General features: G+C 46.0%; 20 protein-coding genes and 1 riboswitch. Of the genes, 5 read left to right on the top strand and 15 right to left on the bottom strand.

The features are described from left to right. Positions 1–91 precede the first annotated feature (91 nt). Both MHH86_RS25970 and MHH86_RS25975 read right to left on the bottom strand, forming a co-directional pair. Positions 92–868 (bottom strand): SDR family oxidoreductase, encoded by a 777-nt coding sequence (locus MHH86_RS25970; protein ID WP_036679791.1) that lies wholly within the window; start codon positions 866–868, stop codon positions 92–94. A 28-nt stretch (positions 869–896) separates the two neighbouring features. Beyond that, the gene (locus MHH86_RS25975) at positions 897–1,352 is read right to left on the bottom strand and encodes a chemotaxis protein CheX (protein ID WP_036679793.1); all 456 of its coding nucleotides are present in this window, start codon (positions 1,350–1,352) and stop codon (positions 897–899) included. Positions 1,353–1,606: 254 nt separating this feature from the next. Between MHH86_RS25975 and MHH86_RS25980 the strand changes: the two genes are divergently transcribed. Then, a complete protein-coding gene (locus MHH86_RS25980) occupies positions 1,607–2,509 on the top strand; it encodes a LysR family transcriptional regulator (RefSeq protein ID WP_038573173.1) in 903 nt (300 codons plus the stop codon). Between the two features lie 71 nt (positions 2,510–2,580). Further along, complete coding sequence (locus tag MHH86_RS25985) at positions 2,581–3,390, top strand: histidinol-phosphatase (protein ID WP_036679796.1); 810 nt, start codon at positions 2,581–2,583, stop codon at positions 3,388–3,390. 143 nt (positions 3,391–3,533) lie between these two features. Here MHH86_RS25985 and MHH86_RS25990 read toward each other — a convergent pair whose 3' ends face one another. The 7 genes from MHH86_RS25990 to MHH86_RS26020 form a co-directional block, all read right to left on the bottom strand. After that, positions 3,534–4,265: an NADPH-dependent oxidoreductase gene (locus tag MHH86_RS25990; RefSeq protein WP_235219433.1), complete on the bottom strand. Its 732-nt coding sequence runs from the start codon at positions 4,263–4,265 to the stop codon at positions 3,534–3,536. A 208-nt stretch (positions 4,266–4,473) separates the two neighbouring features. Next, positions 4,474–5,016: a GNAT family N-acetyltransferase gene (locus tag MHH86_RS25995; RefSeq protein WP_051491088.1), complete on the bottom strand. Its 543-nt coding sequence runs from the start codon at positions 5,014–5,016 to the stop codon at positions 4,474–4,476. A 38-nt stretch (positions 5,017–5,054) separates the two neighbouring features. After that, complete coding sequence (locus MHH86_RS26000; RefSeq protein ID WP_081382462.1) at positions 5,055–5,984, bottom strand: metallophosphoesterase; 930 nt, start codon at positions 5,982–5,984, stop codon at positions 5,055–5,057. Positions 5,985–6,041: 57 nt separating this feature from the next. Beyond that, positions 6,042–6,833: a DUF3891 family protein gene (locus tag MHH86_RS26005; RefSeq protein WP_051491089.1), complete on the bottom strand. Its 792-nt coding sequence runs from the start codon at positions 6,831–6,833 to the stop codon at positions 6,042–6,044. A 210-nt stretch (positions 6,834–7,043) separates the two neighbouring features. Further along, complete coding sequence (sdhB, locus tag MHH86_RS26010; RefSeq protein ID WP_036679800.1) at positions 7,044–7,808, bottom strand: succinate dehydrogenase iron-sulfur subunit; 765 nt, start codon at positions 7,806–7,808, stop codon at positions 7,044–7,046. 75 nt (positions 7,809–7,883) lie between these two features. After that, on the bottom strand, positions 7,884–9,626 hold the full coding sequence (gene sdhA / locus MHH86_RS26015; RefSeq protein WP_036679802.1) for a succinate dehydrogenase flavoprotein subunit: 1,743 nt from the start codon (positions 9,624–9,626) through the stop codon (positions 7,884–7,886). 45 nt (positions 9,627–9,671) lie between these two features. Further along, a complete protein-coding gene (locus MHH86_RS26020) occupies positions 9,672–10,337 on the bottom strand; it encodes a succinate dehydrogenase cytochrome b558 subunit (RefSeq protein WP_036679804.1) in 666 nt (221 codons plus the stop codon). Between the two features lie 402 nt (positions 10,338–10,739). Between MHH86_RS26020 and MHH86_RS26025 the strand changes: the two genes are divergently transcribed. Further along, the gene (locus tag MHH86_RS26025) at positions 10,740–11,642 is read left to right on the top strand and encodes a LysR family transcriptional regulator (RefSeq protein ID WP_342479537.1); all 903 of its coding nucleotides are present in this window, start codon (positions 10,740–10,742) and stop codon (positions 11,640–11,642) included. A gap of 524 nt (positions 11,643–12,166) precedes the next feature. Here the strand turns inward: MHH86_RS26025 and MHH86_RS26030 are convergent. After that, positions 12,167–12,838, bottom strand: a complete 672-nt coding sequence (locus MHH86_RS26030) for a TrkA family potassium uptake protein (RefSeq protein ID WP_036679808.1) — start codon at positions 12,836–12,838, stop codon at positions 12,167–12,169. A 13-nt stretch (positions 12,839–12,851) separates the two neighbouring features. Further along, positions 12,852–14,210: a TrkH family potassium uptake protein gene (locus tag MHH86_RS26035; RefSeq protein WP_235219432.1), complete on the bottom strand. Its 1,359-nt coding sequence runs from the start codon at positions 14,208–14,210 to the stop codon at positions 12,852–12,854. Positions 14,211–14,274: 64 nt separating this feature from the next. After that, a riboswitch (cyclic di-AMP (ydaO/yuaA leader) is annotated at positions 14,275–14,450 on the bottom strand. Between the two features lie 320 nt (positions 14,451–14,770). Between MHH86_RS26035 and MHH86_RS26040 the strand changes: the two genes are divergently transcribed. After that, positions 14,771–16,447: a CPBP family intramembrane glutamic endopeptidase gene (locus MHH86_RS26040; RefSeq protein ID WP_342479538.1), complete on the top strand. Its 1,677-nt coding sequence runs from the start codon at positions 14,771–14,773 to the stop codon at positions 16,445–16,447. 98 nt (positions 16,448–16,545) lie between these two features. Here MHH86_RS26040 and uvrC read toward each other — a convergent pair whose 3' ends face one another. After that, entirely contained in the window at positions 16,546–18,498 is a 1,953-nt protein-coding gene (uvrC, locus tag MHH86_RS26045; RefSeq protein ID WP_305953519.1) for an excinuclease ABC subunit UvrC, read from the bottom strand. Positions 18,499–18,619: 121 nt separating this feature from the next. Then, complete coding sequence (gene trxA / locus MHH86_RS26050; RefSeq protein ID WP_036679814.1) at positions 18,620–18,937, bottom strand: thioredoxin; 318 nt, start codon at positions 18,935–18,937, stop codon at positions 18,620–18,622. A gap of 354 nt (positions 18,938–19,291) precedes the next feature. Between trxA and MHH86_RS26055 the strand changes: the two genes are divergently transcribed. Next, the gene (locus MHH86_RS26055) at positions 19,292–19,450 is read left to right on the top strand and encodes a YqzM family protein (RefSeq protein ID WP_094902239.1); all 159 of its coding nucleotides are present in this window, start codon (positions 19,292–19,294) and stop codon (positions 19,448–19,450) included. Positions 19,451–19,949: 499 nt separating this feature from the next. Here the strand turns inward: MHH86_RS26055 and MHH86_RS26060 are convergent, their stop codons facing one another. After that, positions 19,950–21,065 carry an IS110 family transposase gene (locus MHH86_RS26060; RefSeq protein WP_036683961.1) on the bottom strand — a complete coding sequence of 372 codons (1,116 nt, stop codon included), beginning with the start codon at positions 21,063–21,065 and terminating at the stop codon, positions 19,950–19,952. Between the two features lie 366 nt (positions 21,066–21,431). Further along, positions 21,432–22,388, bottom strand: coding sequence for a primosomal protein DnaI (dnaI, locus tag MHH86_RS26065; RefSeq protein WP_036685219.1), 957 nt, complete (start codon positions 22,386–22,388; stop codon positions 21,432–21,434). Between the last annotated feature and the right edge of the window lie 9 nt (positions 22,389–22,397).

Genomic DNA, 22,397 nt, shown 5'->3' on the forward strand with positions numbered 1-22,397 from the left:
AATTCATCCTTTTCGCTTGAGATAATATCTTCATTATATGCCAAAAAGGCCTCTCCACCAAATGGAAGGCCAATAAAGCTGACAACAGGGTCTATTTTCTGTTCATCGCATTATAAGTAAGCTTGTCCGCCAGGCGAGGAAACAGCCCGTAAAGCCGTATGCCAAACCCTGCCAGACCCGGAAGATCGAGCTCTTCTTTGCCGGTCTCCATAACCTTAACGATCTTGGAAGATACATGCTCTGGGGTCATCATCATCCGGGCTACACTCTTCTCATAATTGCCAGACGGGTCAGCCGTTTTGAAAAAATCGGTGGCGATAGGCCCCGGGTTCACAGCCGAGACGATAATTCCACTCTTCCGCAGCTCCTGACGGAGCGCATTTGTGAATCCGAGAACAGCATGTTTGGTAGCTGTGTAGGCTACAGATTTGGCTGTGCCTATCTTCCCTGCCATGGAAGCCACATTTACAATCTGGCCGCTTCCCCGCTCCAGCATATGTGGAACAACAGCCTTCGTGCACCGGACAATCCCCATGTAATTAACATCCATCATATCGTCAAATTCATGAGGCTCCATCTCCGTAAAAGCAGCAAATTTGCCGTACCCTGCGTTATTTAGCAAAATATCAATTCTGCCATATGCGGCCAAAATTTGTGCGAAGGTCTTTTGAACACCTTCAGCATCTGTTACGTCACAGGTGTACAGTCCAAAAACGCCCGGGATACCGGCCGCTGTTTCTTTCAGCTTCGCTTCAGAACGTGCTACCAGGACGGGGATTGCCCCCTTTTTACTAAGCATCTGTGCTGTTAATGCACCAATGCCGCTTGACGCTCCTGTAATCACAACAACCTTATCTTTGAGTACCATGAAAAGTATTTCAGCTCCTAACTCTTGCCTAAGAGATCATCACCTGAATATCCATCTCTCCAACCCCATCCATCAACAACGGAATACTAAGCGCTTTACGAGGCATAAAAGACATGCTTTCCATCTTCATAATCTGAGGAGGACTTATATCCACCGAAACACCTTGATTATATAGAATGGTACTGGCATTCCCACTGATCATATTGCTCAGCTCTGAAATCGCACTTTGACCCATCTCATCCATCTCGGTGATCACAAAGCCACCCATCATAATCGATACCATTCGCAAGGCTACCTGCTCCGCGATACCAAATATAATATTTCCGCTCAGTTGGCCTGTCATCCCTACTTGAATCCATATATGATTATCGATCAGTTCAATTTCTTTAATGCCTAAACTCCCCGTAGAAGGCGAGACCTGAATTACTTGTTCTATAACAGTCCGTGCAGACTCTAGAAACGGATTAATTACTTCTGCTTTCATGAATGTCTAGTCTCCCCCTTTATCGTGCTTTGGTCATATACCAAAAGTCCCAAGCAATATGGATATATTATACTTTATATATCGGCACAATTCAGCAAAAATTAATGCATATGTCGAATTCAAACCCAAGATAGTTTACGCAGCAACATTGCTCTGCCGGGTATTATCTCCTATAATTTAAACAAATGCCAACGTGGAACGTAAGATATTAACGCAATTACAGATCCAATTCGATGGTCCAAAGGAGGTATTCCATGAACATCAGCCAGCTGGAGACACTAATAACAATTTCCAAAACGATGAGCTTTCGCAAGGCCGGAGAACTGCTTAATCTGACCCAACCAGCGGTTTCAGCACAGATTAAGAGCCTTGAAGAAGAGTTCAAGACTCAGCTGGTTGACCGAAACCAGCCTGTTACATTAACGGATAGAGGGACTGTCTTTCTGGAGCATGCGGAACAAATTGTGAGGATTGTCGAGGAACTTAAGGAACGGCTTGCAGATCTTGATGAAAATCCCCAAGGTCATATAGTTCTAGGCACAACTACCTCAATCGCCATTCAAATTTTACCGCGTATTCTATCTTATTTTAAAGACCAGTTCCCCCATATCAAAACATCAATTTCCTCTATGTCCTCATCACAAATTTATCAGCATGTCGAAAACGGCATTGTTGATGTCGGCATCGGTTATTTAATTGGACGTAGCCCGGGCATGTCTACTTCCATTTTGTATTATGATACCTTCGAACTGGTGGTCTCTCCCAGACACCCTCTCGCTCAAGTGAAGACCGCTGGGATAGAAGCCTTAAGCAAGACCCCGCTAATTCTGCTCTCACCAGATACAGTGGGCCGTAAATTTGCGGATGAGGTTCTGAACAAACATGGCATTCAACCTCAGGTCATTATGGAGCTGACCAGCAGCGAGGAAGTGAAACGGATGGTCGAGCTCGATTTGGGCGCCGCCATTATTTCCAAGCAGTCAGTAACCGCTGAGGTTCGAGCCGGCACCCTCAAAATTGTGCCAATTATTGAGCTGGAAGTCACCCATCCTGTTGGCGTGATCACAAAATCAGGAAAATACGTAAACTCTGCTATGAGGCAGTTCCTAAGCGATCTTAAAGGCATGCCAGAAACCCAATTTATCGGGTCTGAATAAATCCCACCCACAAAGTGGAACCGATTACTTCTGAGCTGATTGCATAACCTTGTTTAAAGGAGATGTTCTTGATGAAATTTGATTTACACACCCATCATTTCCGCTGTGGCCATGCTGACGGAACGATTAGAGATTATATCGAAGCTGGGATTGCCGCTGGATTGGGCGTTATAGGTATTTCCGATCATACTCCCTATTTCGGAGATCCATCCGATCAGGCTTTTCCCAAAATCGCAATGGCTAAATCCGAATTTGCTAATTATGTAGATGATGTTCTCTCCCTCAAAAAAGAGTACGAAGGCGTTATCGACGTACTGTTAGGCATCGAATCAGATTACTTCCCCGAACATGCTGAGATATACCGTAAGACATTATCCGCCTACCCTTTTGATTATGTGATTGGATCGGTACATAGTGTTGGTGGAGTCAGCATTTTTAACAAAGGGCGCTGGAAAAACCTTAGCAAAAATGAGAAGATCCGCGTGAAGTCTGAATATTACCGGTTAATTGCTGATTCCGCACGCAGTGGTATGTTCCAAATACTCGGACATATTGATGCGATGAAGGGGAATTATCCTGCTTTTTCCGAAATCCCTGCACCTCAGCCGATTGACGATTGTCTGCGTGTAATCAGTGAATGTGACGTGGCCATCGAAATCAATACCTCAGGCGGGACTAAGCTGGTCGGCGGCTGGTATCCCTCTGAAGATATTCTGGAGCGGGCACTACATTTTGGCGTAGAGGTTAGTTTTGGTTCGGATGCACATAAGCCGTCCCGGGTCGCCGAGGATCGGGATGCGGTAGCTGCACAGCTTAAAGAAATAGGCTTTACACACTGGGTTTATTACAAGCAGCGCCAAAAAGTCAAAGTTTCTCTGTAAACAAGCTTAAACGCCTTCACCGTCCCTATAAGGACGGTAAGCGTTTAAGCGAGAAATTAAATAATGCACCAAGCGTTATTGGTTTAGAGGCAGGGTTCACCCTCCGTTAAACCAATCTCAGCTTGGTCCATCTTTTTGTTTATTTACAGATTATCACAGCTAAAACCTTGTTGTTTCAGCGTACGTTTCGCATCTCCATATTCCGGGTTGATATCATAAAAATGAGCAATCGTACTGGTCCAATCTCTCTCCGTCATCCCCTGCTGCTGCAAGAATTCACGGTGGGTTTGATTATACGCCTCCAGGAGGCCTTGTACGTCCGGATTGTATTGCTCCTCATGAAATATAGCTTCCAGTGGCAGCCGCGGCTTCTGAGAAACCTCCTCCGCTGGGTATCCCACACAAAGGCCGACGACAGGGAATACGTACTCCGGCAGCTTCAGCAGTTCAATCACACCCGCTGTGTTGCGGCGCACACCCCCAATAGGAATGATGCCCAGTCCCATGGATTCCGCCGCTGCAATCGCGTTAGACAATGAGATTCCCACATCTGTAGCTCCAACCAAAAGTGCATCCACATCTTTCACGGCTTCAAAAGACTTGCCTTCCAGCTCACTAGCTACTTTAGCTCTATAAAAATCCATGCAAAATACCAAAAAAACCGGTGCTGCCGCTACATGCTTCTGATTTCCGCACAAAACTGAAAGCTGCTGCTTACGCGCAGGATCTTTGATGGCGATTATCGATACCTGCTGTCCATGAACCCATGAAGGTGCGGCTTGAACCGATTCAATCATAATTTGTAGCTTCTCTGGCTCCACAGGCTGGTCTGAATATTGCCGGAAAGAACGATGATTTTTTAATGTTTGTACCACTTCATTCAAAATGTTACGCCTCCTTGGTCATTCCTCCATAGTATGTTAATCATAAACGATCGGATTCGGTACTGCCAATCACTTACGCTACTCTTTTCAATCAAAAAAAATGGACCCGAATCATCGGGTCCCAAAGCAGTATATTTTTAAAAGGGGGTCATGTACTTAGTTTAACCGCACACTGTTAGAGTTTGATAACGGCATTATTTCATTTGTGTAACAATGTGAATACTTTCATTACATCGTCCAAGGAGCCGACTTTGGGCATCACCCGCTCCAGCTTCATACCGTTCTTGAGCATCACACGTTCCGATCTAATATTATCTCCTGTGCAGCGTCCTTCGATCCTTGTTATCCCAAGGGTATGAACACTATAGTTCAAAAACAAACCCACGGCCTCCGTCGCCAGCCCGCATCCCCACCATGCCGGGTCCAGCATATATCCTAAGGTAGCTGTGCCCTCACGGCGGTTCCAATTCTGCAAAGCCACTATACCGATCAACCGCTGCTGCCCCTTTAAATAGATCCCGGCATGCAGCGCACAAGGATCGAAGGCAAATAACATCCGGTTTACCAGCTTCTCCACCTGGGCAGATGCTGATCCAGGGCCGGAGCGTACTAGAATATGGCGCTGCACATCTGGATGGGAGAGCAGCTGCCGCAAAGCTAAAACATCCTCAGGCATGATCAGCCTCAGATCAACTGCTAAACCATGTTGTGTCTCTAACAACACTGCTCCATAGGTGCTCATCTTCTCTCCCCTTCCGTGCAGCTAAAATTCCAGCCTAATCAGCTCATGGACCGATGCAGCGTCAGAACCGTTAATTCTGGCCTACACAATAACCGAAAAGGCATGTATGTCTCTCCAAACCCTCTATTCACATACACAGGCATGGCTTTGTCTTCTGTATAATACAATCCATTTATGTATTTAAGAGATCCATAAGGTGTAAATGGCGCACCTATAAAGGGCAGGCGAATTTGTCCGCCATGACTGTGCCCGGAAAGCTGTAGATCAAATGAATAGGCCTGTGCGGTATCCGCATAATCCGGCTCATGCATCAAAAGGACGTTAAAGGTTCCTTCAGGAACACCAGTAATGGCTTTCGCTGGGTCGGGTTTACCGTGTAACAGATCATCCAGACCCGTAACCGCCATGACTGCCCCGCCTCTTTTTAGAAGGTAGGATTTATTCCTCAGCACCCGGAAGCCCGCAGACTCCAGCAGCTCGGTAACCAGCTGGGTATTCTTGTAATCATGATTGCCTAATATCGCAAATTTACCCAATGGCGCACTTAACGCTGCCAGCACCGGTACGGCTTCAACAAGATCCTCAGGATCGCTGTCCACAATGTCACCCGTGAAGCAAATAAGATCCGGTTCAGCTTTGCTTATATGTTTAGCGAGTCGGGCCAGATCCCTGGCATCCTTATTAAATCCGAGATGCGTATCACTGAAATGAACAAGCTTCATCCCTGAAAAAGCGGAAGGAAGCTCCTTAAAACGCAAGTCCAGCTTAGTGACCTCAATCCAGTTCGGCTCCCCCTGCCATGCATATCCGCTTGTAAGCAATCCTGCGCCGATTACAGCAGCCGCACTCCGAGTCAGGAACTGCCGGCGGGTAATTGTAGACTCGCTACCAGAACGCCCCTTAGAGGGGTCCTTGTGGATCTTATCGCCATTCTTATTGGGAGAAGCCCCAGACGATTGTATCTTCATAGGGAGATTCTCCTTTCTTTACCTTTTCCCCGAAAAACAGACGGTCCAAATAATAACTTATATATTATTTCGGGCAGTTAGAACAATCCGGCATTCTTCTTCCGGAGTTTCGCTGTAAGCGCGTGCAATCCCTTTTTTTGCGATTTCTGATTTTTGAACTCGTCTCAGCATAAATGCTACTTCCAGGTTTTTTACAAAAGGAAACGGTTCAAGCATTAACGTTGACTTATCCTGCCACTCCGCTGTGATAACACGACCTGACGTAAAACTGAAATCTTCAGTGCCTGAGAACCCTTCACGCCACCATGGATGCTCCTCTGATTTCGGACACCCCGGCTCATTTAAGGCCAAATACAAGGACAGATCATCGCAGAATTCTAAAAGACGGGCATCATAATACAGCTCATCTTCTCCGATAGGCTTAGAAGCTTCAAGCTCCCGATGGATACGTGCTCTGCGTTCCTCTTCATGTTCTTGATATAACGTTAGTTCTGGATAATCGAGTCCCGAAATCTTAATAAGCCGCTCAAAATGCAAGCTGCACAGCAACGCTCCGTACGGTGTGTGTTCCTCGATCTCATCTAATCCACGCTTATAAAAGGTCAACTTAGGCACTACAGGAAAATCAATAAAGGTGTAGGGTGCTTGCTCCGCATCATTCCAGAAAGGGGTCTCATCGAGATCAATCCAACCCCTATCATGCTGGGCTACTGCCCACAGTACCTCTTCCCGGCGTCCTTCAGTTGGCACATGCTGCTCTTTGAACCCAATGGCCAGCTCTCCGGCAAGTTTCCCGTGATCATGCTGCTTAACCATTACAATTGCTCCATCTTGCTCCCGACAAATCACGATTATTCCTCCTTGTTCCACAGCTAACATTACGTTAACAATGGATATTATAGCATAAATTGGTCAATATTCTGAACTTGCTCCAGCCCTGCAAGACTTTCCCGCCTCAAGCAGATAAGAGAGTCTTAACAACATAAAAAAAGCTACCCCCAGCGAATGGAATCCACTTTGAGGATAGCTCAATAGATAAACATTTGGCGGTACTATTAATTACACACCTAACCAACGTTTGAACATATGCTTCGTTGTTTGCTTGTTTATTTCTGCAATAGATGTCGTAAGAGGAATCCCCTTTGGACAAGCGCGTACACAGTTCTGTGAGTTACCACAGCCATCGATCCCGCCATCCTCCATAAGAGCGTCCAATCTTTCGTCAGCGTTCATTTCACCTGTAGGGTGAGCATTGAACAGACGTACTTGAGAAATGGCTGCCGGTCCGATGAAATCCGTCTTTTCGTTGACATTCGGACAAGCCTCCAAACATACGCCACAGGTCATACATTTGGATAATTCATAGGCCCACTGCCGTTTTTTCTCCGGCATCCGCGGTCCCGGTCCAAGATCGTACGTACCGTCAATCGGAATCCATGCTTTCACCCTTTTTAGCGCATTGAACATCCGGGTACGGTCAATGACTAAGTCACGCACCACCGGAAATGTCTTCATAGGCTCAATGCGTACAGGCTGCTCCAGATTGTCTATAAGTGCAGCGCAGGCTTGGCGGGGTTTGCCATTAATCACCATGGAGCAAGCTCCGCACACTTCTTCTAAACAGTTGGAATCCCAGCATACGGGAACTGTGCTGTCACCTTTGGCATTCACAGGGTTACGCTGAATTTCCATCAAAGCACTGATCACATTCATACCTGGACGATAAGGAAGTTCAAATTCCTCGACATACGATGAACTTTGTGGATCGTCCTGGCGGGTGATGATAAACTTTACGTTTTTGGGAGCTGCAGCTGTTTCCGCCATAATGGTTCCCTCCTCAAATTGCCTGATTTTATTTCATGAAGCTTGCCTCGCAAGCTATTCTGTTACTGGAAAGCATTAATCCTTCGAATAATCGCGTACCCGTGGAGGAATCAGCGAGACATCCACTTCATCGTAGGAGATTTGTGGACCCTCTGCAGTCCAGGCTGCTTTTGTGGTCTTCAAGAACTCCTCATCATTACGATTCGGGAATTCCGGTTTGTAATGTGCACCACGGCTCTCATTGCGCATAAGCGCTCCAAGTGTCATCGCTTCGGACAGCTCCAGCATATTCCAGAGCTGGCGAGTGAAGGCCACACCTTGATTATTCCAGCGCGATGCATCATTCATATTGATCTTGCGATAACGCTCCTTAAGCTCTTTGATTTTGCCAATGGTCGCTTCCAGCTTCGGATTGTGCCGCACCACGGTCATATTGGCGGTCATCCATTCGCCCAGTTCCTTGTGAATCACATAAGCATTCTCTGTACCTGACATCGCTAACAGAGATTCATATTTGTCCGTTTGCTTTTTGTGGAAGCTATCGAATACGGAAGAAGAGATATCCTGCGATGATTTCTTCAGGCCTTTAATGTATTCAACAGCCTTTGGTCCTGCGACCATACCGCCGTAAATAGCAGATACCAGTGAGTTGGCGCCTAGACGGTTCGCTCCATGATATTGATATTCACATTCTCCGGCTGCAAAAAGACCAGGAACGTTCGTCATTTGATTGTAATCAACCCACATGCCGCCCATAGAATAGTGTACAGCCGGGAAGATCTTCATTGGTATTTTACGGGGATCATCCCCCATGAATTTTTCGTAAATTTCAATAATCCCGCCAAGCTTCACGTCCAGCTCTTTCGGATCCTTGTGAGAGAGGTCCAAATACACCATGTTCTCGCCATTAATGCCCAGCCCTTGATCCACACACACATTAAAAATTTCACGTGTAGCAATATCGCGCGGCACCAAGTTACCGTAGGACGGATATTTTTCTTCGAGGAAATACCACGGTTTCCCGTCTTTATAAGTCCAGATACGGCCGCCCTCGCCACGTGCCGATTCCGACATCAGGCGGAGCTTGTCATCTCCCGGAATAGCGGTTGGGTGAATCTGGATAAATTCTCCGTTGGCATAATGTACGCCCTGTTGGTACACCGCACTTGCAGCTGTCCCTGTATTAATAACGGAGTTCGTTGTTTTGCCAAAAATAATACCCGGCCCGCCACTTGCCAAAATAACAGCATCCGCAGGAAAAGTCTCAATCTCCATCGTCTTAAGATTCTGGGCACTGATGCCGCGGCATACACCTTCGTCGTCGATGATAGCCGAAAGGAACTCCCAGTTCTCGCGTTTAGTTACGAGACCTTCAGATTCCCAGCGGCGCACCTGCTCATCCAACGCGTACAGCAGCTGTTGGCCTGTTGTCGCGCCGGCAAAAGCTGTACGGTGCCGCTTCGTTCCGCCGAAACGACGGAAATCGAGCAGACCTTCCGGTGTGCGGTTGAACATAACGCCCATCCGGTCCATAAGGTGAATGATACCTGGCGCAGCTTCACACATCGCCTTAACCGGCGGCTGATTCGCCAAAAAGTCACCGCCATAGACAGTGTCGTCAAAATGCTCCCAAGGGGAGTCGCCCTCACCTTTTGTATTTACCGCGCCATTGATGCCGCCTTGCGCGCATACGGAGTGTGATCTTTTTACAGGAACTAATGAGAATAAATGGACATGCGCACCAGCTTCCGCTGCCTTGATGGTAGCCATCAAGCCGGCCAGACCGCCGCCCACGATAATGATATCGGATGTTGCCATGATAGTTCACTCCTTTTATCGAAAATATCAGAAAGGATTCTTAAATTAAATGAAGGTCTTTATGGACTGGGCAATAGTTGCTGCAGTTTGAAATTCACTGTCACGGAAAGTAACCAGCGAAATCAGAAACATGAACGTTACTAAGACAAATATGCCAAGACAGAGGTAAGAAGATACCCGCTGTGCACGAGGACCGACGGTAATTCCCCAGCTGATTAAGAAAGACCAGAGACCGTTCGAGAAGTGGAAGCATGCAGCAACGATACCGATAATATACAGTGTCAGCAGAAGTGGCTGAGTCACGATATCGTGCATGAGACCGCCTAATTCTTCGTGCTCCACATTACCCACTGCCACCTGAACCCGTGTTTGGAACAAGTGCCAGACGATAAAGATAAAGGTAACAATACCTGTAATCCGTTGCAGGGTATAACGCCAGTTTCTTTCAATGTTGAAACGGTTCAAGTTCGGCTTGGATTGATACGCAATATAAAGTCCGTATACCCCATGGTACAGCAGAGGAAGCCATATACCGAACAATTCCAGGAAGAAGACGAGCGGTAAGCTGTTCAGCCATAACACGCTGTCAGTGAAACCGGAAGCGCCACCCTCTACAGCCGCAAAATTCGTCATCATGTGCTCAATGAAGAAGGCTCCAAGTGGGATAACGCCTAGCAAGGAATGAATCTTTCTGGAATAAAATCCTTTCATACAAAGTAACCCCTTTCCGATTAAAACAGCGTTTTCATTAATGGGTATTCACCGCCGGAACTACATTTGACACAGGATAACGTTGACAATCCAATGACATAATTCCTTAATTTACCGTTATCCTAGAGTTTACCGGACTAAGTTTTATTTTTCACAAAATGTGAATATCTTGTGTCACTTTTCATGTTACTCTTTTTTCGCTTATAAGGGAATTGCAATCTAATTATTAAACGTTATACAATAAACGCATAAGAATAGATTTTATATGATAATAATTCTCATTTAGCGAAACAACATTTTCCGACATAACCTGATTTTCCTTATGTAATAAGAACAGTTACTCTTACGGCTATGAATTTCATCACTACTGATCGTACATCGCATTAGGAGAGGAACTCAATTATGTTTGACGATTTAGATGTTTTTGCAGCAGTTGTGGAACATTCCAGCTTAAACCGGGCCTCACGCCAGCTCAATCTATCCCAGCCCGCCTTGTCTCGCAAAATTTCTAAACTCGAGGAACGTCTGGGGGTCGCACTGTTTAATCGTTATGGCAAACGACTGGAGTTAACCGAGGTTGGGCGTCTCACTTATTCCTATGCGCTTGAACAACGGCAGCAGCGTTCCAAGTTTCTGGAAGCCCTTTCTAAATTCAAAGAGGGGGAGCCAAGGCTTGTCACCTTGGGGGCTAGTCTTACCTCACTGCAGACCACGCTTCCGCCGCTGGTAAACGCTTATATGGACAAATATCCGGCCGCAGAGCTGAAGCTGATTACAGGCCGAACGCATGAGATCGTATCCTCAGTTAGTGAGGGGAAATCAGATGTAGGTCTGATCGCTTCCTCTATTCAAGAACCCGGGTTACGCTGCATTTCTCTGTTTGAGGATCAATTGCGACTGGTCGTCTCAGAGCAGCATCCTTTAAATTTATCCTCCAAGCTAACCATGGATAATCTATCCCGGCTGCCTATGATTCTCTTCTCAAAGGGTACCTGGTACCGGCGCCTGACGGACGATCTATTCCAGCGCTGCGGGATTGATCCCGATGTGCGTATGGAGATTGACTCCTTCGAAGCCATCGTGCGGCTGCTTCCGACTGTCAAAGCGGCTGCGTTGCTGCCAAAGTCTTATCTGCGTCCAGAGCTGCTGAACGGCGGCGGACTGGTGTCCCTACATATCAAGGAGCTGGAGCAGACTCAACGGACCACCTGCCTGATTTACCGTGACGATGGAAGCATGAGCACGGCTGCTCGCAGTCTGGTGCAAGTAACCGAAGAGATGTTTCTGACAGAACGTGAGCAGTAAAGCCGGACCAAATGAATCAAGGGGCGCACCTATTGATCTCCAAATGAGGCAATAAGTGAAGCACTTATCGAAAAATTAGGGGATTTCTCCCTAAAATTCAGAGATTTTTGTTCATAAGACTTATAATTAGGGAAAACTTCCCTAATTTTTGGCCGATTCAGTAACTAATAAAGGAATCCTTCTAATTATTAGGGAGGAATTTCCTAATTTCGTTCATTTAGAGCGAATAGCGGCTATTTTCGGGGAAGTTTTCCCTAATTAGTTCACACCCAATCTGTACATCGTACAAACAAAGAACGCATATCGCCCATAGTCCACCGTCACAGATACCACAAATCATCTACTACAGCCGTACGAATATCACACCTAGTAACTCGCCCACCACACACCCCAATAGCACAGATCACTACGCGTGATCTATAGTCATATGGCATAGTAAAATCCATTACTTTTCCTACTCTTTACTCCATAAAAAAGAAGCTGCCCCCAAGTAGAATTCACTACTTTTGAGTCAGCTTCTTTTACTATGATTCTTGGTTCACAACTTCACTCTCAAAACGGTCAATACTTTCATTAGGACCAATGAGTACCATAACATCGCCTTCACTTAAATAATCATGGGCAGTTGGAGCGACGATTATTCCGCTTTCCCTATTTAGGGCAACAATGCTGCAGCCATATTTAGCTCTTGTATTTAAATCGGACAAGCTTCTGCCGTTCATGCAGGATGGCACGGTCAGCTCGACAATTTTATAATCCTTGGACAGTTCAATATAATCCAGCAAATTGGGCGTCACCAGCTGGTGTGCCACACGAATCCCCATATCCCGCTCCGGAAAAATAACCCGATCAACCCCCAGCCGCGACAATGCGCGGCCATGAAGGATGGAGATTGCCTTAGCCACCACTTGCTTGACTCCAATCTCCTTTAACAAAATGGCCGCCAGAATGCTTCTCTCCATATTGTCACCAATCGCAACAATCCCACAATCAAAGTTCCGTACACCAAGCGAGCGCATAATTCCCTCATCTGTAGCATCTGCTACTACCGTATGCGTCAGCTGATCGCTCATTTCCTCCACGCGTTCTTCATGGTGGTCAATGCCGAGCACCTCGTAGCCCATTTCCATCAGCTCAAGCGCCAGGCTTGAACCGAAGCGACCTAAGCCGATTACTACAAATTGCTGTGCTTTCATTTCTAATTAACTCCTATCCAATAATTATTTTACCTTCCGGATACTTATACAATGGTTTACCCTGTTTGGGACCGAGTGCATACGCTAAGGTTAGTGGACCTAGCCGACCTGCAAACATCGTCAGACAGAGTAGAATCTTACCGATCGCTGACAGTTCCGGAGTTAGCCCCATAGTCAGTCCTACCGTAGCAAAGGCGGAGGTCGTCTCAAACAAGATTGCCAAGAAATTACTGTCTTCAGTTGTGGAGAGTATCATCGACACAGAGGCGATTAACAACAAAGCCAGCAGTGTGATCGTTAATGCCTTGTAGATGCGCTCTTGAGCCAGCCGATAACGGAACAACACAACATCTTCCCGTCCACGCAGCATAGCAATAACAGCACCAATCATCATCGTAAAGGTTGTTGTCTTGATCCCGCCGCCCGTTGAGCCTGGAGAAGCACCAATAAACATAAGAATCACTATAAAAAATTGTGTAGCCTGCCGAAGTCCAGCAATATCAACTGTGTTCGCGCCAGCCGTACGGGGAGACACGGATTGAAAGAAGGCTGATAATATTTTACCGCCAAAATTCAGTGAACCCAGGGTACGAGTGTTAGTAAACTCGAATATAAAAATAACCAAAGCTCCGATCAGAATCAGCCCTGTGCTGGTGGACAGGACAACTTTACTATGTAGAGACAGCCTGCGGGTTACCCGAAACTCCACCAGATCTGACATTACAATAAAACCAATCCCGCCGGAGACAATCAGAAACATCACAATAATATTCACAAGCGGATCATATACATAATCAGTTAAACTGCGAAAATCCCCAAAAATATCGAACCCCGCATTATTAAACATAGACACCGCATGAAATACGCCAAAATAAATCGCTTTTCCAAGTGGCATATCAAAAGCCCAGCGAATAGACAGCAGCAAAGCGGCACAGCCTTCTATGACAAGAGAATATATAAGGACTCTTCGGATCAGCCGCACAATTCCTTCCATAGAGCCTTGATTCATGGCTTCCTGTAGGATTAGCCTGTCCCGCAAAGATATTTTACGCTTTAACACCAGTGAAAATAGAGTGGCCATGGTCATAAAACCTAAGCCGCCGATCTGGATCAGGATCATAATTACGGTTTTCCCAAAAATCGTGAACGAAGTTCCGGTATCCAGCACAACAAGCCCTGTTACACAGGTTGCCGAAGTTGAAGTAAATAATGCATCAATAAATTCTACGGAATTCCCGCTTGTGCTTGAGATGGGCAGCATAAGCAGCAAGGCCCCTATCAGAATAATCGATGCAAAACCAAGCACCAGTATCTGCGGCGGCGAGAGCTTCAGAAACTTAAATTCAGAAATCCTGCGAAACTGTGAAGCCACTTTGCTCACCTTCTTATCAAAAATTCCAACAAAAAAAGCACTGGAAAACCAATGCTGACTTGGTTCCTGCAGTAAATTAGCCTACGAGGTTAGCTGTCGGATTCGGACTGTGCAGGCTGCCCTATTCGTTCCTAGAACGAAATTCACCCCTGATGAAAGTGCCATTTATCTTGTACACTCCACTTTTCATCACTTCTTATGGTTCCCCCGTTTTCACCAGAAATTCGGCTACTATACAATTGCATACAAATTATATACGTTATTTAGTGAATTCACAAAGACACAATTAATGCTCATTCACATGAAAAAATGCGGTTTAAAGAGACTGCATCAAATGGAGTACCTTTTCTCATCACTTTTCCGTGTTTTCCCTGCAATTACACCGATTCTCACCATTCGTACACAAATGAACACGATAAAATTCATGGTATAAATTCACATGACTATTCTATACTATCTCTATTACCCATAAAAAGAACATATAATGTTTTTTGTAACCAGCCAGGCACTAATACTATAATGGAACATAATATTGTCAGTACATAACAAGGAGGCGTTACATGAATCCCGTCGGCCAGCCCCTACAGCAACGTGCCCTCTCCAAGAGGCTCATCATCTCGGGCATTATCGGTCTTATTCTATTTATTATGTTTCAGATTTCCCCTTCGCTGCTAAGCAGCTCTACAGGGGAAGATACCACCGTCATTAGCAAGGCAGAAGCCCGTGACCAAGCCGTATTATTCGCAGAACAAAAGCTCAATTACACCGAAGCACCAAACGATCAATGGAATGTACTTTACGAGACGGACTCTTCCTTTTATGGTTATATGTCTCGCGAGAAGCTTGTGGAGGACTATACCAAGAAAAAATTGGATCAAAAATATCCTTTTGATGTCTTTCGTGCAACGCTTACTCCGTCAGCGGATCAAGAGCCGCAAATCATTGTTGACCTCAATATGTATACCGGCGAGATTGTCGCTTTCTCAAAGGCTGCAAAAGTTGCCTCCGAAGAGGGGGCTGGCATTGCTTCCGTTGGTGCAAAAGAGGACAAGGGAGCTGACCTCACTCTAGCGCAGAAGGAGAATCTTGCTCGTCCTTGGCTTCAGGAATGGGAAGTAAATCCTGCCAAGCTACAAATTGAATCGAATACAGGAAGCCATGGGCTAGTGTATACGGATAGTACTGTTCAGGTCGGCGAATCCTTATTGCACTATTATTTTGATTTCAGTGGAGAGCAGGTCTCCAGCTTTAATGCCGGATTCACTGCACCAGCTTGGCATACCTCCTACGTACAAGGACAGACCTCTTTAGCGGAAAAGCTAACATTATTCGGTTACGGTATACCCACACTGATTTTAGGAATTCTGGCACTCGTCTACAGTATTCTTAGAAGAGAGCATACTTCCTTTAAACGTGGAGTATTCCTAAGCTCAGCCTATTTTGTAATCATGATGATCAGCACCTATAATATGCTGCCTGAATCTACGGGCGAAGGGCTAGAAGCACAGATTACCTCTGTCATTATGTTTATCATTTATGCTTTGTACAGCCTGCTGATGTCCTCCTTGCTCTACTTCTCTTTAGTGGGCGGCAATGGCTTATGGCGAAAAGAGGAAGGCATGAACCCTTGGCCCCGCGCCAAAGAGCCCGGCTATGGACAATATGTGTTGGACAGTATCCGGGCTGGTTACATCTGGGCTTTCGTTCTGCTAGGGGTGCAGACGGTTATGTTCATCATATTATCGTTTACCTTGCACAATTGGTCTACTACAGACGCCACCCAATCTCCTTATAACATGAGATATGCTTGGCTTCTGCCTATCGTCGCATGGCTCGCTGGTTTATCTGAGGAAGCCATTTATCGCTTTTTCGGAATTCCTATGCTGAAAAAGGTGTTCCGGAACACTTTTGTCGCTTGCTTGATCACCACGCTGGTTTGGGCGTTTGGCCATACGTTATATCCGATCTATCCCATCAGCTCCCGTCCCATTGAGCTGACCGTAATCGGGCTGCTGTTCAGTTATATTTTCCTTCGTTACGGATTTATTGCTGTCATGTTCAGCCACGTCGTGTTTGACAGCATCCTGATGGGCGCTACGCTGATCTTTATGAAGGAGAGCGTAAATGTAGGCGCGGGTATCTTCGCGATTATTATGCCGTTCATAGTCGCTTACATCGTCTATCGATTTAATCCACCACAGAAACCTAAGCCGGTGGAGCCTTCTTCTTTGATTTAAGAAAATAAAATAGTGTACATCCTATAACCAAATTAAAAAAAGGGCATCATAGCAGCTTTAGTCGCTGCTGTGATACCCTTTTTCTTTTGTCATCATTGCTATGAGGTTGGCTCTTCGTCCTTGAGCGCATCAAGAATTTGTCTTGCCAGCTTTTCTCCAATAGAAAGTGTACGGAAATCATCCACGGAGGCTTCTTTAATTTTCTTAAGCGATCCGAAATGCTTAAGCAACGCTTTACGGCGCTTCTCACCTATACCAGGTATAGAGTCCAGCTTGGAGGTAACCATGGACTTCCCGCGCTGTTCACGGTGGAAGGTGATCGCGAACCTATGGACCTCATCCTGAATCCGTTGCAAAAGGTAAAATTCCTGACTGTCCCGGGCTAGCGCGACAGGTTCTGGCGGATCTCCAACCAAAAGCTGAGCCGTCTTATGCTTATCATCCTTAACAAGGCCGCAGACCGGAATGAATAATCCCAGCTCATTCTCCAGAATATCAATAGCAGAGGAGATTTGCCCTTTCCCGCCATCGACCACGATAAGATCCGGTATCGGAAGATTCTCCTTCAATACCCGTTCATATCGCCGCCGAATGACCTCGCGCATCGTTCCATAATCATCCGCACCCACTACCGTACGAACCTTATATTTACGATACTCTTTTCGTGCAGGCTTGCCATCAATGAAGACAACCATCGCTGAGACCGGGTTAGTCCCCTGAATGTTCGAGTTATCGAACGCCTCAATGCGGCTCAAGCGTTCAAGACCCAAGCTCTCACCTAAGCTGATCGCTGCTCCAGAGGTACGCTCTTCATCCCGTTCAATCAGCCGGAATTTCTCGTCGATAGCCACTCTTGCATTTTGACAGGCCATGCCAACCATCTGCTTCTTAAGGCCGCGTTGTGGCACAAGCACCTTAATGCCCAGCCACTCCTGCAGAATGGAGGCGCCGCCGGCGGCATCCACGATCCCAGCTGCAGCAGCTTCCTCCGCCGCCGTCGAACGTGCCTCAGCCTCTTCAGCCGATTCAGGAGTATCTTCACCCTGTTGTAAATCCGCTTCTGCTGGAGCAGCTATCGTGATCTCAGGTTTAGCCTCTTTATTAGCCAGAGACTCCTCATCGAGCACATCCGGCAGCAGAATCTCCTGCGGCAAAGCGGGATTATCACTGTAATACTGCGTCACATAAGACATAAAGTCACTGTAGGCTTCACCATAGAACGGGAACACGGAGGAATGGCGCTGGATCATCTTCCCTTGTCTCATGTACAGAATCTGTACACACATCCATCCCTTGTCTACAGCATAACCAAATACATCCCGGTCCTTAGTATCTGTAGTGTTGATCTTCTGCTTCTCCATCAATGCATCGATATGGATAATCTGATCCCGCAGTTCCTTCGCCCGCTCAAAATATAACTCCTCAGCAGCTTCCTGCATTTTTTGCTGTAAATCCTTTTTAACCGCCTCATGACCTCCGCCTAGAAAAGCAGCGATATCCTGCGTAATCTGCTCATACTCGGATTTCTGAACCTCCTTCTCACACGGTGCCAGACACTGGCCCATGTGATAGTAAAGACAGACCTCCTTTGGCATCACACCGCATTTACGAAGCGGGTACATACGATCTAGGAGCTTTTTTGTCTGCTGAGCAGCATAAGCATTAGGATAAGGGCCAAAATATTTTGCTTTATCTTTAATCACCCGGCGTGTAACCTCAAGGCGCGGGTGAGTTTCATTCGTTATTTTTATATAAGGAAACGTCTTGTCGTCTTTCAAAAGCACATTATAACGCGGCATATGTTTCTTAATCAGATTACACTCTAGAATGAGCGCTTCCATGTTACTGGACGTAACGATGTATTCGAAATCAGCAATATTAGCGACAAGCCGCTGCGTTTTACCATTATGACTGCCTGTAAAATAAGACCGCACCCGATTCTTGAGTACCTTCGCTTTGCCCACATAAATAATAGTGCCTTCCTGATTCTTCATCAGATAGCAGCCAGGCAGATCGGGTAGTAGTGCCAGTTTATTGCGGATATTGTCCAAAATGATCCCCTCCAGCTAAATTGGACCCATGATTAGTTGGCATTCAGCACACAAAACGCCTCCGGAATGAACCGAAGGCGCTGAGTGGCAGGGCCGAGGCCCGAACAGTAGCATCTATCAATTATTGATGTTTTGCTACGATATTTTTCAGGGATTCTTTGGAGTTCAGTCCCACAACTTTATCTACCGGTTGACCGTCTTTGAAGAAGATCAGAGTTGGGATACTCATAACACCAAAACGGGAAGCCGTTTCCGGATTCTCATCCACATTCAATTTTGCAATTTTCACGTCGTCTCCCAGCTCTGTGGACAATTCATCCAAGATTGGAGCGAGCATTTTACAAGGACCACACCAAGGAGCCCAGAAGTCTACTACTACAGTACCTTGACCTTCCACTTCGTTACTGAAGGATTGGTCAGACACGTTCACGATAGCCATGATATTGTTCCTCCTTTAAGTTTTGCGAAGCATTACGCACATCTTAAGCCAAAGCTTAGTTCATGGAAGCTGCTCCGAAATATGAGTTAATAAATTGTTTCATGTAATATGATAACCAAATTACCACTTACCGACACATTACAAGTATAACATATCTTTATGGGATATGTGAAATATCACTCGCAATTATATTGCCTTCAATGTATTTTTTTTACGTACTCTTTTCTTTACAACCTCCCCAGCATTTCGGTATACTTAAATAAAGCGCATTAATTGTCAATGACTTATTTCATAAAACTAATGTCAATTTGCATCTAACAATACAGGGCTTGTCCCTGTAAGGAGGCAGAAACTATGGATGTTAACGCGCAAGTACGGGACCCACGAGAACATATCAACGAAGAACCCCGCAATGATCTTGGGGATTTAATGACCGGATTTTTCGGAATGACCACGTTTATGACGGTTGTCTTTTTCGGAATGGTCATCCTTAAATTCATTCTCTCGGAGTAAAGGAATCATCGCACAATAAAAAGAAGCTGTCTCAAAAGTAGTGAATGCTACTTATGGGACGGCTTCTTTTTTTGAGAATAATGAGGGAAAACCTCCCTGATTATAGCCGATAATTGCTATAAATGAACAGAATCAGGGAATTCCTCCCTAATAATCGGGAGAATATCTATTTTCGCTGACGAATCAGTTCATTTTTAGGGAGATATTCCCTGCTATGAACGAATTAGTCAATTCCCCTGTTTTCCCCTTTAAACTAGAGGGTTTTCAATCCCTTGGGCACAGAGACAAAATGCGAGTCGTCGGCTGGCAATCTGCTATCCGTGGGTTGGTTACCACATATTATGCCTACGTCGAAGGAGCTTCCGTAAACTAATTTCGCACGTTAGATCAGGGATCCTGTGCACAGGGAATTCACGGATTCTCCTCGAACCTTTCTCTTTGTCTCCATGCCCCAAGGATTCAAATCTTTTGGGTATGTTTTTATTTTTTTTCGTTTCACCTACGCCATTTTTCGTTCTGCCTCTACCGCAATCGACCAGATAAATCCAATTAACTCACGACCCACTGCTGCCATGGTTAAATTTCGGTGTTTCCCGCGTCTGACTAATTTTAAATACTTGCTGTGTAACCGTTCTTGGGCTTTCCACGACGTTTCATGGACATGAATACTCTGGCCCTCAAGACGCACTGCTAAATCTCCCTTGACGGCAGGGCGGTGACGGTAACTCCATGCGGACTCCACCAGTGCGCGCCGCACTCCGGAATTTCCGACTTTTGTAAGACTCCCTCTTTTGGTACTTGCTCCCGAGGAATATTCCCGTGGCACGAGTCCCAGGTAACTCATGAGCTGAGCCGGTGAACGAAAACGTTCGAAATTTCCAATCTCGACAACTAAAGTCATAGCTGTCAGCAGGGCGATTCCCCTCAGGCCTTGCAACGCTTGAATGACAGGTGCGTAAGGGCAGATCTGTGCTTCTTCTCGCATTGCGGCTTCAAGTCGCTTGATTCGCTCCTCCACTTCCCGGAGCTGTTGCAGGGATTCGGTAAATACCCGTTCTTGAGCTACATTATTAAACTTCAGCATAGAGAGCCATTCCCGGTACCTTTTGGTCCAGCGTTTTTTCATACCCTCTGGCTTGTGAATTTGGTGGCGCAATAGAAAATGAATGAGCCGTTGCCGAGCCCGATGTAGGTCTTGCCTAGCATCTTCTCGTGCACGAATGAGATCTCGTAAAGCTTCGAGTTCTGGCGTTGGCACATAGATCGCAGTCAATTCTCCAGCCCGGTGTAACTGAGCCAGTTTTTCTGCATCCCGTCGGTCGGTTTTTATGGCATCTCCGGGACGCTGTGGCATACGCGAAGGTGCAATTACCACACAGGAAATTCCCATCTTCGTCAACCAGCGGTATAAGTCGTACCCCGTAGGCCCGGCTTCATAGCAGACCTCCAGTGTAATCCCTGAACCTTTGAGTTTCCGAATCATTCGAGCCACTGCATCTGGGGTATGGGGGATGGCTCCATAATATCGTGCGGGTTCCCGACCCTCATCTGCAATCGCCACCGCAATTTTTTCTTTAGACACATCCAAACCGACGTATTTTATGGTATTCTTCATAGTAACAGCTCCTTTCGCATGTAGCTCTGTAATGGTTGTCCTTTTAACTTCCATTTTAACCTACGGTGTGCGAAACAGGGGCTGCCTTTCGTTCATCATAACTAATTAGTAGTCTAATGAGCAGAAACCTCTGAATTTTAGGGAGGTATTCCCTAATTATCGATCAGAGTGAGTATGCCCGCCAGATGTTGCAGCCGGAAAGTGTGTTTGGACAATTAAAGTACACTCAAGACTTCCGGCGATCCTGCTTCGCAGCATGGAAAAAGCGGCGTTTGAGTTCGAATAACTAAAAAAACGAAGAGCAGCCATCCTCCAATAAAAGGAGAACCACTGCTCTTTTGAATTTTACATTATGAATATTCCAGCTTATCTATTGGCCCCTCGCTGATTCTCCCCATGCAGTGGAAGCACATCCACAAAAGGAGCAATGCGATCCATTAGTCGTTGGCCTTTATAGACCTCTTCACCATCTTTGCTCGTAAAGCTAAGATGTTTCTCCAAGCCATCCAATGGATAATTCGAGGTATAGAAGGTTGGTTTGCGGTTCATCCGATAATTCAAGATCGCCCCAAGTACATGATCACGAGCCCAAGGATTCAAATTTTCCGCACCAATGTCATCAAAAATAAGCAAATCACAGTTTTTCATCGTATCGACAGTTTCCTTCATTTTCTGGCCATCCATCATGATCGATTTCAAGTCCTCTATAAAGTCTGGCATGTATACGATCACTCCGGTATATCCAGCAACAGCAAGCTCATGCAGCAAATAACACATCAAAAAAGTTTTGCCTGTTCCGAAAGAGCCATGTAAATAAATGCCGCGTGAAGTCAGGCCTTCCTCTTTAACACTGGTGATATAATCAAATATTTTATTCACAGCCGAGACCCGGCGCGGGTCTTTGCCCATAATATCTATCTCATCATAACCGCCGTTAAGTACACGCTCGTCCACATAAAAGCTACGAATACGTTTGCGGATATTATCCTGATTATCTTGTGCCACTTTAAGTCGGCATGCCGTCTTGCGTTCATATAGATCCACTGAACCATTCACAGTTTCTACCGTTAGTTTACTATAATGGCCAGGAAAATCATTTGGACACTTCTCTAGTCCTGGGCAGTTCGCACAGTTTCGGCTTTCCTCTACATATTGATACAGGCGACTCATATGAAGCCGCAGTCGTGATTCGTCCAGCTCAGGATGTTCGGACTGTAATGCCTTCACAAGTGGATGATTGAATAACCCCTGTTCAAGATCGCGTTGACGCTGCCGTAGAGTTGGATTGTTGATCGAACGAAGTACATCGCCCATAGACTCCATTGTTCCACC

This window comes from Paenibacillus sp. FSL F4-0097, assembly GCF_038593125.1.
Taxonomy (GTDB): Bacteria; Bacillota; Bacilli; order Paenibacillales; family Paenibacillaceae; genus Paenibacillus_AQ; species Paenibacillus_AQ odorifer.

Excerpts from the sequence above, each read along its gene's own strand:
- MHH86_RS25970 (WP_036679791.1), bottom strand. The coding sequence starts at position 868 with ATGGTACTCAAAGATAAGGTTGTTGTGATTACAGGAGCGTCAAGCGGC.
- MHH86_RS25975 (WP_036679793.1), bottom strand. The coding sequence starts at position 1,352 with ATGAAAGCAGAAGTAATTAATCCGTTTCTAGAGTCTGCACGGACTGTT.
- MHH86_RS25980 (WP_038573173.1), top strand. The coding sequence starts at position 1,607 with ATGAACATCAGCCAGCTGGAGACACTAATAACAATTTCCAAAACGATG.
- MHH86_RS25985 (WP_036679796.1), top strand. The coding sequence starts at position 2,581 with ATGAAATTTGATTTACACACCCATCATTTCCGCTGTGGCCATGCTGAC.
- MHH86_RS25995 (WP_051491088.1), bottom strand. The coding sequence starts at position 5,016 with ATGAGCACCTATGGAGCAGTGTTGTTAGAGACACAACATGGTTTAGCA.
- MHH86_RS26000 (WP_081382462.1), bottom strand. The coding sequence starts at position 5,984 with ATGAAGATACAATCGTCTGGGGCTTCTCCCAATAAGAATGGCGATAAG.
- sdhB (WP_036679800.1), bottom strand. The coding sequence starts at position 7,808 with ATGGCGGAAACAGCTGCAGCTCCCAAAAACGTAAAGTTTATCATCACC.
- sdhA (WP_036679802.1), bottom strand. The coding sequence starts at position 9,626 with ATGGCAACATCCGATATCATTATCGTGGGCGGCGGTCTGGCCGGCTTG.
- MHH86_RS26020 (WP_036679804.1), bottom strand. The coding sequence starts at position 10,337 with ATGAAAGGATTTTATTCCAGAAAGATTCATTCCTTGCTAGGCGTTATC.
- MHH86_RS26025 (WP_342479537.1), top strand. The coding sequence starts at position 10,740 with ATGTTTGACGATTTAGATGTTTTTGCAGCAGTTGTGGAACATTCCAGC.
- MHH86_RS26030 (WP_036679808.1), bottom strand. The coding sequence starts at position 12,838 with ATGAAAGCACAGCAATTTGTAGTAATCGGCTTAGGTCGCTTCGGTTCA.
- MHH86_RS26040 (WP_342479538.1), top strand. The coding sequence starts at position 14,771 with ATGAATCCCGTCGGCCAGCCCCTACAGCAACGTGCCCTCTCCAAGAGG.
- trxA (WP_036679814.1), bottom strand. The coding sequence starts at position 18,937 with ATGGCTATCGTGAACGTGTCTGACCAATCCTTCAGTAACGAAGTGGAA.
- MHH86_RS26055 (WP_094902239.1), top strand. The coding sequence starts at position 19,292 with ATGGATGTTAACGCGCAAGTACGGGACCCACGAGAACATATCAACGAA.
- MHH86_RS26060 (WP_036683961.1), bottom strand. The coding sequence starts at position 21,065 with ATGAAGAATACCATAAAATACGTCGGTTTGGATGTGTCTAAAGAAAAA.
- dnaI (WP_036685219.1), bottom strand. The coding sequence starts at position 22,388 with ATGGAGTCTATGGGCGATGTACTTCGTTCGATCAACAATCCAACTCTA.